General features: G+C 70.9%; 14 protein-coding genes. 7 read left to right on the top strand and 7 right to left on the bottom strand.

The window, feature by feature from the left end; translation table 11 throughout:
- Positions 1–51: 51 nt before the first annotated feature.
- Positions 52–1,203 carry a flavodoxin-dependent (E)-4-hydroxy-3-methylbut-2-enyl-diphosphate synthase gene (gene ispG / locus I6J71_RS34280; RefSeq protein WP_204090636.1) on the top strand — a complete coding sequence of 384 codons (1,152 nt, stop codon included), beginning with the start codon at positions 52–54 and terminating at the stop codon, positions 1,201–1,203.
- Between the two features lie 52 nt (positions 1,204–1,255).
- Here ispG and I6J71_RS34275 read toward each other — a convergent pair whose 3' ends face one another.
- A complete protein-coding gene (locus tag I6J71_RS34275) occupies positions 1,256–1,510 on the bottom strand; it encodes a hypothetical protein (RefSeq protein WP_204090635.1) in 255 nt (84 codons plus the stop codon).
- Positions 1,511–1,590: 80 nt separating this feature from the next.
- On the opposite strand from I6J71_RS34275, the gene I6J71_RS34270 reads away from it, so the two are divergent.
- Both I6J71_RS34270 and I6J71_RS34265 read left to right on the top strand, forming a co-directional pair.
- Positions 1,591–2,415: an AraC family transcriptional regulator gene (locus tag I6J71_RS34270; RefSeq protein WP_239154078.1), complete on the top strand. Its 825-nt coding sequence runs from the start codon at positions 1,591–1,593 to the stop codon at positions 2,413–2,415.
- The gene (locus tag I6J71_RS34265) at positions 2,412–2,807 is read left to right on the top strand and encodes a VOC family protein (RefSeq protein WP_204090633.1); all 396 of its coding nucleotides are present in this window, start codon (positions 2,412–2,414) and stop codon (positions 2,805–2,807) included. Before I6J71_RS34270 ends, I6J71_RS34265 begins: the two co-directional genes overlap by 4 nt.
- Positions 2,808–3,923: 1,116 nt before the next feature.
- Here I6J71_RS34265 and I6J71_RS34260 read toward each other — a convergent pair.
- Complete coding sequence (locus tag I6J71_RS34260) at positions 3,924–4,130, bottom strand: DUF4177 domain-containing protein (RefSeq protein ID WP_204090632.1); 207 nt, start codon at positions 4,128–4,130, stop codon at positions 3,924–3,926.
- An 80-nt stretch (positions 4,131–4,210) separates the two neighbouring features.
- Between I6J71_RS34260 and I6J71_RS34255 the strand changes: the two genes are divergently transcribed.
- From I6J71_RS34255 to map, 3 genes are all read left to right on the top strand, one after another.
- On the top strand, positions 4,211–5,065 hold the full coding sequence (locus I6J71_RS34255; RefSeq protein WP_204090631.1) for a GNAT family N-acetyltransferase: 855 nt from the start codon (positions 4,211–4,213) through the stop codon (positions 5,063–5,065).
- Between the two features lie 70 nt (positions 5,066–5,135).
- Complete coding sequence (locus I6J71_RS34250; protein ID WP_204090630.1) at positions 5,136–6,929, top strand: penicillin-binding transpeptidase domain-containing protein; 1,794 nt, start codon at positions 5,136–5,138, stop codon at positions 6,927–6,929.
- Positions 6,930–6,946: 17 nt separating this feature from the next.
- Positions 6,947–7,804, top strand: coding sequence for a type I methionyl aminopeptidase (gene map / locus I6J71_RS34245; protein WP_204090629.1), 858 nt, complete (start codon positions 6,947–6,949; stop codon positions 7,802–7,804).
- Positions 7,805–8,072: 268 nt separating this feature from the next.
- Here the strand turns inward: map and I6J71_RS34240 are convergent, their stop codons facing one another.
- From I6J71_RS34240 to I6J71_RS34230, 3 genes are read right to left on the bottom strand one after another with little or no spacing between them, the layout of a single operon-like run.
- Entirely contained in the window at positions 8,073–8,435 is a 363-nt protein-coding gene (locus I6J71_RS34240; protein WP_204090628.1) for a hypothetical protein, read from the bottom strand.
- Positions 8,436–8,450: 15 nt separating this feature from the next.
- Positions 8,451–8,711, bottom strand: coding sequence for a hypothetical protein (locus I6J71_RS34235; protein WP_204090627.1), 261 nt, complete (start codon positions 8,709–8,711; stop codon positions 8,451–8,453).
- A 54-nt stretch (positions 8,712–8,765) separates the two neighbouring features.
- Positions 8,766–9,446, bottom strand: coding sequence for a FadR/GntR family transcriptional regulator (locus I6J71_RS34230; protein WP_204090626.1), 681 nt, complete (start codon positions 9,444–9,446; stop codon positions 8,766–8,768).
- Positions 9,447–9,495: 49 nt separating this feature from the next.
- On the opposite strand from I6J71_RS34230, the gene I6J71_RS34225 reads away from it, so the two are divergent.
- Positions 9,496–10,758 (top strand): CynX/NimT family MFS transporter, encoded by a 1,263-nt coding sequence (locus I6J71_RS34225; protein ID WP_370542010.1) that lies wholly within the window; start codon positions 9,496–9,498, stop codon positions 10,756–10,758.
- 52 nt (positions 10,759–10,810) lie between these two features.
- Here the strand turns inward: I6J71_RS34225 and I6J71_RS34220 are convergent, their stop codons facing one another.
- Entirely contained in the window at positions 10,811–11,401 is a 591-nt protein-coding gene (locus I6J71_RS34220; protein WP_204090624.1) for a chloramphenicol phosphotransferase CPT family protein, read from the bottom strand.
- 103 nt (positions 11,402–11,504) lie between these two features.
- Complete coding sequence (locus tag I6J71_RS34215; RefSeq protein WP_204090623.1) at positions 11,505–12,899, bottom strand: mycothione reductase; 1,395 nt, start codon at positions 12,897–12,899, stop codon at positions 11,505–11,507.
- Positions 12,900–12,964: the final 65 nt, after the last annotated feature.

The raw sequence follows: 12,964 nt of genomic DNA, 5'->3' as shown, positions 1-12,964 counted from the left end.
GATGGTTGACTTCGTTGAAACTGCTCCGGACGGTGTAGGTACGCTGGAGACGTGACCGTCGCGCTAGGTATGCCAGCTCTGCCGCCCCCCGTCCTCGCCGAGCGCCGCAAAACCCGCCAGCTCCACGTGGGTTCCGTGGGCGTCGGCAGCGACTTCCCGATCTCCGTGCAGTCGATGACGACGACGCTGACCGCTGACGTCAACGCCACCCTCCAGCAGATCGCCGAGCTCACCGCGGCCGGCTGCGACATCGTCCGTGTCGCGTGCCCGTCCGCCGACGACGCCGAGGCGCTGCCCGCCATCGCGAAGAAGTCGAAGATCCCCGTGATCGCCGACATCCACTTCCAGCCGAAGTACGTGTTCGCCGCCATCGAGGCGGGCTGCGCCGCAGTGCGCGTGAACCCGGGGAACATCCGCAAGTTCGACGACCAGGTCAAGGAGATCGCGCAGGCCGCGAAGGACCACGGCACGCCGATCCGGATCGGCGTCAACGCCGGTTCGCTCGACAAGCGTCTGCTGGAGAAGTACGGCAAGGCCACGCCCGAGGCGCTGGCCGAGTCGGCCATGTGGGAGGCGTCGCTCTTCGCCGAGCACGACTTCCACGACATCAAGATCTCGGTCAAGCACAACGACCCGGTCGTGATGGTGCGCGCGTACGAGCTGCTCGCCGAGCAGTGCGATTACCCGCTGCACCTGGGCGTCACCGAGGCCGGGCCCGCGTTCCAGGGCACGATCAAGTCGGCCGTCGCGTTCGGCGCGCTGCTGCGCCAGGGCATCGGTGACACCATTCGCGTGTCGCTGTCCGCGCCGCCGGTCGAAGAGGTCAAGGTCGGCGCGCAGATCCTGCAGTCGCTGAACCTGCGGCCGCGCAAGCTCGAGATCGTGTCGTGCCCGTCGTGCGGGCGCGCGCAGGTGGACGTCTACACGCTCGCCGACCAGGTCACGGCCGGTCTGGAGGGCATGGAGGTGCCGCTGCGCGTCGCGGTCATGGGATGCGTCGTGAACGGCCCCGGCGAGGCCCGCGAGGCCGACCTGGGTGTGGCGTCCGGCAACGGCAAGGGCCAGATCTTCGTGAAGGGCGAGGTGATCAAGACCGTGCCCGAGCACGCGATCGTCGAGACCCTGATCGAAGAGGCCATGCGGATCGCCGAAGAAGCCGGTGACGGCATCGGTGAGGGTTCACCGAGCGTCACCGTCGGCTGACGGTTGCGCTTCGCTGAGCCGGCCCCGCGCTGCGGGGCCGGCTCAGCGCGTTTCAGCCCTGCAAGTGGTGGCGGGCGGCGTCCTTGATCTGCATCCGCACGTTCTCGAGCGCGGCGGCGACGTCGTCGATCTGCCGGCCGGCTTCGAGGATGGCGCCCTGGATGGTCGTGGCGGTCGACGTCTCGCCGAGCAGCCCGAGCACCTGGGCCTGCAGGTCCTCCAGCTCGCCCTTCGTCGCGAGGGCGATGCCGGTGGGCACCTGGTCGGCCAGCAGTTCGAGCTGCTGGGCCTGCTCCTGGATCGTCATGACGGATGCGCGTCCTTTCCTCGGCGACCCCCGCCGTCCGTGGTAGCAGAAACCGGGCTGCCGCGGCCTACGCTGGTCAGGTGAGTCACAGCTGGGCGACGCGTGCACCGCACCCCGCGCTGCGGGGGCTCGTGACGCGCTACATCGGCTACTCGCAGGACGACGTCACCCTCGCCGTCCACCGCGGCCTGCCCTCGCGGCACGTGACGCTGATCGTGAGCCTCGAAGAGCCGATCCGCTTCGCCGGCCTGCCGGGGGAGGGTTCGCTGCAGGCTCTCGTCGGCGGGCTGCACACGTCGCCGGCGTTCATCACGCAAGACCGCGTGCAGCGGGGCCTGCACCTGGAGCTGGACCCGCTCGGTGTGCGGGCGTTGCTGGGGGTGACCGCGGCCGAGCTGAGCGGCCGGGTCGTCGACTTGGCGGACTTCGGCCGGTCGTGGGGTGAGCTGCCGGCGCGGCTGCACGAGGCCGCGGATTGGCCCGCGCGGTTCGCGATCCTGGACTCGGCCCTGGCCGCGCACGTCTCTTCGGGTGCTCCGCCGGCCCCGGAGCTGGGGGAGGCGTGGCGGCTGCTGCGGGGCAGCTGGGGTTGCGTGCGGGTCGGGGAGCTGGCCTCCGAGATCGGCTGGAGCCGCCGCCACTTCGGCGAGCGCTTCCGCGCGGAGGTGGGCCTCGCCCCGAAGCAGGCCGCGCGGGTGCTGCGCTTCGAGCGGGCGGGCCGGCTGTTGCGTGCGCGTTCGTTCGACCTGGCTTCGGTCGCCGTCACGGCGGGGTACTACGACCAGGCGCACCTGTCGAACGAATGGCGCGCGCTGGCGGGCTGCTCGCCGCGGACGTGGATCGCGGAAGAGCTCCCGTTCCTCCAAGACGACGAGTCGGCGGCTTCGCCAGACTCGCCCGCATGACACCTTCACCGACGGTTTGGCCGGCTCTGAGCTACGACGATGCCCCGGCTGCCATCCGATTCCTCGTCGACGTCCTCGGCTTCACCGAAACTCTCGTCGTCCCAGGCGACGAGCGCGCGATCGCCCACGCGGAACTCCGCTGGCCCGAAGGCGGCGGCGTGATGCTCGGCAGCACCGGCGGCCCCGCCGACGCCGTCCACGACACCATGAAACCCGGCACCGGCGCGGTGTACGTGGTTTCCGACCACGTGGACGCCATCCACGCCCGCGTGGCGGCCTCGGGCGCGGACATCACCCTCGCCCTCCACGACACCGACTACGGATCGCACACCTTCAGCCTGCGCGACGCCGAGGGGAACTCGTGGACGATCGGCTCTTACCGCGGCGCCTAGGCAGTGGTCTGGTGCGCGCCGCTCGTGCCGGGGCGTCCGGGCCGCGGTCGCGCGCCGGTCGCCGGGATGGGCCGCGCTGTGCGGGTCGGCCATGACGCCGTGGGCCGCCCAGAGCCGGCCGGTCGCCGCAGCGGCCGCGCCGCAGCGCGCTGCCCGGGCATTTGTCCACCGCTTCGCCGAGTTGTGGACAGGCTGGCCTCCTGCCGGGCTTGACCAAGCGTTTTGCCGGGGCAGCCGACGGACTGGAGCAGCGACGCTCCCTTGGACGGCGGTTTCCAGGGGTGCTTGCAACACCTGATGTGGTCAGGAGTTGCGGATGTCCAGAGCGCAACGAGACCGCGCATAGGGTGCGCTGGTGGCGTGGGCCTGGTCGGCGTGGCGGGGCCTTCTCTGGGCAGCGGGCGGCCTGTTCGCACTGGTCTGAGCAGGTCTGGGGAACCACGGCAGCCGCCCGGCGGGTGGCCATCAACGATCGCACCGCGAACCTTGGCGGAGTGCGGCGCGGGCAGCCGAGGCGGCGCCGAGGATTCTTTCGGTGGTGTCGCGGTTGTCGATCCTGGCTGAGCGATCGTGATCGCTGATCGCCCCGTCAGCGCACCGGCCGCGTCGACCGGCGGCCCCATGTCGGCCCGGATCAGAGCCCGTCGATGGCCCCGAGATCCTGATGATCAGAGGCCGTCCTGCCGAAGGGGCGGGCCGAGTGATGTCCGGGCCCCAGGAAAGTGACCTGATCATGGGCGAGTTCAACCCGCTGCGATCGGCACCCTGGTCGAACGCGTCACCCGGCGGGTAACGCTGCCTCCCCTGTCCGAAGGCTGTGTCCCCGAACCAGGTCCGTGACACTCTCACCGCGAAGATCGCGACATTGCCCGTCCAGCCGTGGTGGTCGTCGACCCGGGACCAGGTCGGCGAGATGCACCGGCACGCCCAGCTCACCCCGAACCGGCGGCGTGCCGGTCTATCTGCGATCCCCACGCCCTCTGGCAAATGCATGACCCTCGACCGGGACGCCCCAGCCGAACCCGTGACACTGGTACCCACCAATACTCACCGGCAGCGAGGCAACCACCGCTGGAAACCGCAGAAGGGCAGAGGCTTGCCTGCCGGCCGGCGGGGCTACTGGAGTGGTCGTTCGAAGGTAACCAACAGCCCCTCCACCCCGGCCGGTCCGAGGCGTCCCTTCACGTCCGCCGCGGTGATCGTCTTGAGTTGCCAGCCGTCGCGGGCGTGGTCGTTCAGGACGCGTTCGAGCCGGTCGCCCGACATCTTGCCGCCCATGAGCTTCTCGCGGAGTTCGACGACCTTGTACGTGTAGCGCTGCATGCGTCCGATTGTGCCGTTCATCTCAGCGTGTCGGCGGGCTTGCGTTCCGTTCACCCGCTTCATCTGGCACTCTGGACGCTGTGTTGCGGCTTGCAGGTGCACGGCTGCTCGACGATCGGGACTACCCAGCGGTGCGCGCTGCGCTGGCCGCCGACCCCGTGAGCAGCTGCATGGTCAGCGCCCGGGTCGAGGCCGCGGGCCTCGACCCGTGGCGGCTCGGTGGCGAGCTCTGGGCCGCCGAAGGACGTCCGGGGCGGTCCGGACGGTACCAGGGGTTGTGCTTCGCGGGCCCGAACCTGATTCCCTTGCGCGGCAACGCCTCGGCGTTGCGCTCGTTCGCCGACCGGGCCCTGCGCCGGCAGCGCACGTGCTCGTCGCTCGTCGGGCCGGCGGAGCAGGTGCTGGGGTTGTGGGACGAGCTGTCCGGCGAGTGGGGGCCGGCGCGCGAGGTGCGCGGTGATCAGCCGCTGATGGCGCTCGATGGCAGCCCGCACGTGAAAGCCGACCCGTATGTGCGCGCGGTGCGCCCGGACGAGCTCGAGCGCTACCTGCCCGCGGCCGTCGCGATGTTCATCGAGGAAGTGGGCGTCGACCCGCGCGCGGGGGACGGCGGTGCCAGTTACCGAGCCCGCGTGAGCGAGCTGATCGCCACCGGCCGCGCGTTCGCCCGCTTCGAGGACGGCGAGGTCGTGTTCAAGGCCGAGATCGGCGCCATGTCGTCGGGCGTCGGCCAGATCCAGGGCGTGTGGGTGCATCCCGAACGGCGCGGCAGCGGCCTCGGCACGTCGGGCACCGCGGCGGTCGTGAACCGGCTCGTGCACGGCCTCGGCCGCACCGCGAGCCTGTATGTGAACGCTTTCAACACCCCCGCGCTCGCCGCGTACCGCCGGGTCGGGTTCCAGCAGGTCGGGCAGTACGCGACCGTCCTGTTCTGAATCGGGGTCGCTCTTCCGGGATCGGCGTTGCACCTGTTGATGCGCGCCGCGGGCTGGTTCGATCCGGAGCATGGCCCGACGTCGTGGTGCCGCGCTCGCCGCCGCCCTGCTGACCGTTCTCCCGCTCGCCGCGTGCTCCGCGGACGGGCCAGAGGACACGCTCGCCGCCTTCCTCACCGCCCTCGGCTCGGGTGACGTCGCCGCGGCCGCCGCGAAGACCGACTCGCCCGACGCCGCCAAGGCCACGCTCACGCAGATCCGCTCGGCCCTCAAGCCCGATTCCGTCGAAGCCGCCGACGAGTCCGTGAAGCAGTCCGGGGACACCGCCACCGGCCGCTACCGCCTGACGTGGCACCTTCCCAAGGGCCGCACCTGGACCTACACCGCCGATGCCCAGCTGCGCTCGGCCGAGGACGGCTGGCAGGTGCACTGGCAACCCACCGTCGTGCACCCGCAGCTCACGGAGCAGCAGAGCCTCGCGCTCGTCGCCGACCCCGCCCAGCCGCCACCCGTCCTCGACCGGGACGGATTCCCGCTGCTGCGCCCGCAGACGGTGATCGGCGTTGTCGTCGACCCCGCCAAAACGGGCGACACCGCGGCCGTCGCGAACCAGCTCGGCTCGGCGTTGCACCGCTTCGACCCGACGGTGACCGCCCGCTCCGTGCTCGACGGCATCAAGGCCACCAAACCCGGCTCCGCCTACCCCGTGCTGTCCTTGCGCGACACCGACTACGAGCAGGTCAAGCCCGTCATCCACGACCTGCCCGGCGTCCGCTTCACCAGCCAGGAACACCTGCTGGCCGACGACCGCGACACGGGCCGCCAGGTGCTGCCCGCGCTGCGGACCATGGTCGAGCAGCAGGCCGCGGACGGCGCGGGCTGGCGGATCGTGTCGCTCGACGTGACCGGCAGCGAGGCCGCCGAGCTCTTCGCCGTGCCACCGAAGGAGCCGCCGGCGCTGACGAGCACGCTGTCCGGCCACGTCCAGCAGGCCGCCGAGCAGGCGCTGGCCCCGGTGCCGGCACCGGCGGCGATCGTGGCGCTGCAGGCCTCGACGGGCCAGCTGCTGGCCGTCGCGCAGAACCCGCCCGCCGACGCGCAGGGACCGCTCGCGCTCACCGGCCGCTTCCCGCCGGGCTCGACGTTCAAGATCGTCACCGCCACGGCCGCGCTGTCGGCCGGGCGCGTGAAGGCCGATTCGCCCGTCGCGTGCCCGGGCACCGTGACGTTCTCCGGCCGTGTGATCCCCAACGAAGGCCGCTTCGACCTGGCCACGGTGCCGCTGGCGAAGGCGTTCGCCCAGTCGTGCAACACCACCTTCGCCCAATTGTCGGCCGGCCTGCCGCCGACCGCGCTCACGGACGCCGCGCGCTCCCTCGGCGTCGGCGCCGACTTCGTGATCCCGGGCCTCACGACCGTGACGGGCTCCGTGCCGAAGGCCGATACGGAGGTGCAGCGCGCGGAGAACGGGTTCGGGCAGGGCACCGTGGTCACGAGCCCGTTCGGGATGGCGCTCGCCGCCGCGGCCGTGCAGTCGGGGAAGGTGCCGGTGCCGACGGTCGTGAAGGGGACGACGGCCAAGGTCACCGGCCTCGGCCCGCCTGCGCGGCCGGAGGTGCTCGACGCCGTGCGCTCGATGATGCGCGACGTCGTGACCAACGGCACGGCCACCGCCCTGCGCGACCTGCCCGACGTGCGCGGCAAGACGGGCACGGCCCAGTTCGGCGACGGCACGCACTCCCACGGCTGGTTCGTCGGCTACCAGGGCGACCTGGCGCTCGCGGTGCTGCTCACCGACGCGGGCTCGTCGAAACCGGCCGTGGAAGCCGCTCACCGGTTCCTCGCGGGCGTCGCGGGGAAGTGACGTCGTAGGCTGGACGCATGCCCGTTCGTGCCCCCTTGACGCCCGGTGTCCAGACGCCGCGCCGCTCCGTTCCCGCCGACATCGCCCGCCCCGAGTACGTCGACCGGCCGGCGCCCAAACGGGACACCGGCAACGGGGTACGCACACCCGAAGTGATCGAAGCCATGCGAGTGGCGTCGAAGATCGCGGCGCAGGCGCTGGAGGAGGGCGGCAAGGCCGTCAAGCCCGGCGCGACCACCGACGACATCGACAAGGTCGTGCACGAGTTCCTGCTCGACCACCACGCGTACCCGTCGACGCTCGGCTACCGCGGCTTCCCGAAATCGTGCTGCACCTCGCTCAACGAGGTCATCTGCCACGGCATCCCCGACTCGACCGTGATCGAGGACGGCGACATCTGCAACATCGACGTCACCGCGTTCATCGGCGGCGTGCACGGCGACACCAACGCCACGTTTCTGGCCGGCGACGTCTCCGAGGAGGCGCAGCTGCTCGTCGAGCGCACGCGCGAAGCGACCGCCCGCGCGATCAAGGCGGTGCGGCCCGGGCGGCAGCTGAACGTGATCGGCCGGGTGATCGAGGCGTACGCCAAGCGGTTCGGCTACGGCGTGGTGCGCGATTTCACCGGCCACGGCGTCGGCCCGGCGTTCCACACCGCGCCGACCGTGCTGCACTACGAAGAGCCGTCGGTGCACACGCTGATCGAAGAGGGCATGACCTTCACGATCGAGCCGATGATCACGCTCGGCACCATCGACTACGACCTGTGGGCCGACGACTGGACCGTGACCACGAAGGACAAGAAGTGGACGGCCCAGTTCGAGCACACCCTCGTCGTCACGGCCGACGGCGCGGAGATCCTGACGCTCCCGTGAGGCCCGCGCCGCGCGCCATGCGGGTGAGCTGATCGCGCCGCTCGCCTTCTGGCGAGGTGCCGGTGTGCCACCGGTGCCGGTCACGCCCAGAGCCTGCGCGATCAGGGCCGCTTCAGCCTCCATGCCCGCCTTGAACGGGTGGTGGGACACGGCTTCGAACAGGTTCGTGTACTGGCCGTTGATCCACTTGGCTGCGCCTGCACAGGCGTCGTGGCCGAGAACTGGGGCCGTAGGTGTCCACGAAGCGGGCGCCCGTGGTTCGTGCGGCTTAGGCAATGCTGGCGTTGAGCTCGCGTTCGACGCCGTCGGCCCACGCGTAATCGCCGTCGGCGAACGGGATCACGCTCAGGCATGTGCCGGTGGGCGGCCGCGGCCGCGGGTAGCCCACGAGGACGCTCGTGGCGCCCGGGGGAGCGTTCCACGACGCCCCGCACGACCTGGGTGATTTTGCGGCGGGTGTTCCGGACCGCCGCCGCCATGGTGTCCACCCCGCCGACGGTGAAGTGCTCCTGCACGGCGCGCCGGCCGGGTCCTGCGCGCGCACGGTGGGGCAGGTGCCGACGAGGTCGCCGAAGACGCCGTAGTCGTTGTCGCCGATGCCGATGAGGACCAGGTCGGTGCCGAGGCTCACGGCGGCGAACTGCGGTCACTGCGTGGCGAGTGGGACGCTCGGCGTGGGTGTGACCTGGGGCTGCGTCATGTTCGACGTGTCGGCCGACGAGCAGCTGACGTCGGTGAACGCGCCGTCCTCGTCGTCGACGCCGAGCCGCTTCTCGAGCCACGACGGGTAGTTGATGTTCGAGCGGAGACACCAGGCGGCCTGCTGCCCGGGGATCAGCGGCCCGGCGGTGTACGAGTCGCCGAGCGCCAGGTACTTGTGGAACTGCGGAGTGGTCTTTCCGTTCACGGGTCCGCAGGCGGGTGAGGCCGTTCGGGGTTGTCCGACGCGGTGGGTCGCCGGTCAGGCGTCGGTTTGCCCGGCGCGCGCCAGCAGCTCGTCCAGGAATCCGCCGGCTTCTGCGGTGGCCCGGTCGGCGTCGCGGGCTTCGATGGCGTCGACGAGGCCGCGGTGCTTGAGGATTTCGGCGTGCTCCAGGTCGTCGTAGGTGGAGGCGACGCTGGCGGTGATGGCTTCCATCAGGCCGCGGTAGAGCTCGAACAGCAGGCTGTTGTGTCCACACCGGACGATCTCCAGGTGGAACTCCGCGTCGGTGCGGGCGAACTCCTCGATGCGCCCTGCGCGGTGGTCGGCGTCGCGACGCTCCAGGAGGGTGCGCAGGCGCACGAGGTCGGCGTCGGTGCGGGCGGTGGCGGCCAGACGGGCGCCTTCGACCTCCAGCGTGCGGCGGACCTGAAGCACCTCGCGCAGCTCGCTGCCGCACAGGCGGCGCAGCGCGCCGGACACCTCGCTGGTCGCGCGGACGTAGGTGCCGTCGCCCTGGCGGACTTCGAGGATGCCGGTGTGCGCGAGCGCGCGCACGGCCTCGCGGACGGTGTTGCGCCCGACCCCGAGCTGCGCGACCAGGGCCGGCTCCGTGGGGATGCGCTGCCCGACCGGCCATTCCCCTTGCGTGATCGCTTCGCGCAGCTGCTCGATGACCTGGTCGACCAGGCCGGCGCGCCGGGTGGTGGCGAGAGGCACAGGAATAATCCCTTCATCCAATCATCCTATGTATGCGATAGTAGCGGACGTGTCCGTCGATTCCTGGGATTCAACGCCGCGCCGGTCCTACGCCGATCGCCTCGAGCTCGAACTCGAGGGCCGCCTGGAGGAGGACTCCGCGCGCCGGCCGGGTGTGGTGGCCGGCGGGGTGCTGCTCGCGATCGCGGTGGTGCTGACCGCGCTGAACCTGCGTCCCGCGATCACCAGCATCGGGCCACTGCTCGCGGAGATGCGCGGTGACCTCGGCGCGTCGGCGGTCTGGGCGAGCGTGCTGACGACGCTGCCCGGCCTGTGCTTCGCGGGTGCGGGCCTCGCGGCGCCCCTGCTGTCTCGCCGCTTCGGCATCGGCCGGGCAATCGGGTTCGCGCTGGCTGTGCTCACTGCCGGCCTGGTCCTGCGCGTCGCCGACGGCCAGTTCGTGGTTCTCGGCGGCACCCTCGTCGCGACCGCCGGCATCGCCCTCGTCAACGTCCTCATCCCCGTGGTCATCAAGGACTCCTTCCCGGCGAAGGTCGGCATGATGACCGGCGTCTACACCGCCGCGCTGCAGGGCGGCGGTGCCGCGGGGTCCGCGGTGAGCCCGCCGCTCGAGACGGCGCTGGGCGGCTGGCGCGAGTCGCTCGGCTCGTGGGCGGTGCTCGCCGCGCTCGCGCTCGTCGTCTGGCTCGTCGCCGCCCGCGGCACCGGCCGCGCCCCCGCACCCGCCACGACGCAGGGCGGCGGCCGGTCCCTGATGCGCAGCCCGCTCGCCTGGATCGTCACCCTCTTCTTCGGCCTGCAGTCCTTCATCGCCTACGTGATCATGGGCTGGCTCCCTCAGGTGTTCATCGACTCCGGCGTCAGCAAGGGCGACGCGGGCCTGCTGCTGGGCCTGATCTCCGTGATCGCCGTGCCGATCAGCCTCGTCATCCCGCCCGTCGCGGCCCGGCAGGGCAACCAGAGCTGGTGGATCGTCGGCATGGGCCTCGCGGGTCTGGCCGGCATGATCGGCCTGCTGGTGGCGCCGGGCGCGTCGCCGCTGCTGTGGAGCGTGCTGGTGGGCATCGGCATGAGCGTCTTCTCGCTCGCCCTCACCGTGATCGCCCTGCGCGCCCGCACCGGCGCCGACACCGCCCGCCTCTCCGGCATGGCCCAGGGCTTCGGCTACCTGCTGGCCGCCGTGGGCCCCTTCGTCTTCGGCCTCTTGCACGACGCCACGGGCGGCTGGACGGTGTCACTCATCGTGCTCAGCGTCGTGACCTGCGTGCAGATGACCGTCGGCTTCTTCGCCGGGCGGCCGCGCTACGTCTGACGCCCGGATGCTGGCTCCCGACCTGCCGTTCGGGGTGTGGGGACGATCAGTCTCAAGCGTCCGGATGAACCGGCGCCGGCATTCGCCGATCGCGGCGCAGGCGCGCGAACGCCTTGGGGTGGCTGATCGTCACGAATCGGTCGACGATCTCGCGGGCGCAGTCAGCGGCGCCACGACGAGTGGTGTCCACGACGAGGTCGTTGTCCCCGTGGGCGTAGACCCTGGTCTGCGACGCGGCCAAGCCGTGGGGACGATCGCCGCGCGACCGCTCGCGCCGGGTCAACTCCTCGCCCGAGCACCGAACGTCGATCAAGGTGACGTCGTAGCCATCGAGAACGTCGAGCAGGTCGTCCAGGCGCCACGGCTCGCTGAGCGGGTAATCCATGATCACGTCGTTGCCCGCCGAGGTGAGGGCCGCGATCACCCGGTGGTATCCCCTCCGGGTCCGACGCAGCATCTCGCGGGTTTCCGCGTCCTCCAGGAAGCGAGTGTGCCGTGTCGAGCGCATCCCGCTGATCGCGTCGACCGGGACCAAGAACCACGGGTCGGGCAGCAGGGGCAGCATCGCCTGGCCGATGCTCGTCTTGCCCGAACTCGACGGGCCGTTGAGCAAGATGACCCGGCCCGGTGCCTGTGCTGCCATGCCCGAACCGTAGCCATCGACACACCACAAGCGCCTCGCCTCCGCGCTCGACCTGGAAAAGGCCTCCTCACCGGCTCGGCGAGGAGGCCTTCCCACGTCCGGTTCAGTCCAGGGGCAGGTTCAGCAGCGCGTTCTCGATCAGCTCCGGCATCGCCGGGTGGATCCAGTACTGGTCGCGCGCCATGGAGCGCGCGTCGAGGCCGAAGCTCATCGCCTGGATGAGCGGCTGGATCACCGAGGAAGCCTGGGGGCCGATGATGTGGGCGCCCAGGAGCTGCCCCGTGGCGGGGTCCGCGAGGAGCTTCGCGAAGCCCGTGGTGTCCTCCATGGCCCAGCCGTACGCGATGCCGGCGTAGTCCTGTTTGGACACGACGTACGAGACGCCACGAGATCGCGCGTCCTGCTCCGTCAGGCCGACCGAAGCGACCTGTGGAGACGTGAAGATCGCGTGCGGGACGAAACGGTGGTCGGCCTTGATGCGGTCGTCCGGGTGCAGCAGGTTGTGCTGCACGACGCGGCCTTCGTGGTTCGCGACGTGCTTCAGCTCGTACGGCGACGACATGTCGCCGAGCGCGTAGATGCCCGGCACCACCGTCTCCTGGTGGTCGTCGACGATCACGTGGCCACTGTCCATCGTGGTCACCCCGGTGGCGGCGACGTTCAGCCGGTCGGTGTTCGGGTGGCGGCCGATGGCGACGAGGATCAGGTCGGTTTCGAGCGTCTCGGGACCCTGCGGGCCGTCGAGTTCCAGCACCGCACCCGTCCCGTTCTTGCGCACTCGCTGCACCTTGCGGTCGCGCCGCAGGTCGAAGCGCTCGGCGGCCAGCTCGGTGAAGCGGGCGCTCACTTCTTCATCCTCGCCGCGCAGCATGGCGTCCGAGCGCAGGACCACGGACACGTCCACGCCGAAGGACTTGAAGACGTGCGCGAACTCCGCCGCGATGTACCCGCCGCCCAGGACGGTGATGCGCTTCGGCAGGGCGTCGAGCCGCATGATCGTGTCGGAGGTGTAGTAGCCGGTCTCTTCGAGTCCCGGGACGTCCGGCACCACCGGGCGCCCGCCCGCGGCGAGTACGAACTTGTCGGCCGTCAGCACCTCGTCAGGCCGCCCGTCGGTGAAGCTGACGCGCAGCTCCTTCATCCCGGTGAACCGGCCTTCGCCCTGGTAGACGTCGACGTTCTCGTTGTCCTCGTGGTGCTTGCGGTACTCCTCGCCGCCCGCGGAGATCGGGTCGATGCGGCCGAAAATCCGATCGCGGATGTCGGGCCAGCGCACGCCCTTCAGCTCCTGGTCCACGCCGTAGCGCGAGCTGTGGGAAGGCGTCGCCGCCACGTCGGCCGCGTACACGAACATCTTGGTCGGGATGCAGCCCACGTTGAGGCACGTGCCGCCGAACGTCCCCTTCTCGACGATCGCCGTCTTCAGGTCGGCGAAGCGCGGGTCGAGGATCGAGTTCCCCGATCCGGTCCCGACGATCACGAGGTCGTAGTGCGGCACAGTGGTCCTCCGAAAGCCGTAGAACGAGCGTTCCCAGCCTAGTCAACCTGGCCGTGCGGCGCGGT

The sequence above is a fragment of the Amycolatopsis sp. FDAARGOS 1241 genome (genome assembly GCF_016889705.1).
In the GTDB taxonomy this organism is placed as follows: Bacteria; Actinomycetota; Actinomycetes; order Mycobacteriales; family Pseudonocardiaceae; genus Amycolatopsis.
This window is presented reverse-complemented; position numbering and strand designations above follow the sequence as displayed.

Excerpts from the sequence above, each read along its gene's own strand:
- I6J71_RS34265 (WP_204090633.1), top strand. The coding sequence starts at position 2,412 with ATGACACCTTCACCGACGGTTTGGCCGGCTCTGAGCTACGACGATGCC.
- I6J71_RS34220 (WP_204090624.1), bottom strand. The coding sequence starts at position 11,401 with ATGGCAGCACAGGCACCGGGCCGGGTCATCTTGCTCAACGGCCCGTCG.
- I6J71_RS34260 (WP_204090632.1), bottom strand. The coding sequence starts at position 4,130 with ATGCAGCGCTACACGTACAAGGTCGTCGAACTCCGCGAGAAGCTCATG.
- map (WP_204090629.1), top strand. The coding sequence starts at position 6,947 with ATGCCCGTTCGTGCCCCCTTGACGCCCGGTGTCCAGACGCCGCGCCGC.
- I6J71_RS34275 (WP_204090635.1), bottom strand. The coding sequence starts at position 1,510 with ATGACGATCCAGGAGCAGGCCCAGCAGCTCGAACTGCTGGCCGACCAG.
- I6J71_RS34250 (WP_204090630.1), top strand. The coding sequence starts at position 5,136 with ATGGCCCGACGTCGTGGTGCCGCGCTCGCCGCCGCCCTGCTGACCGTT.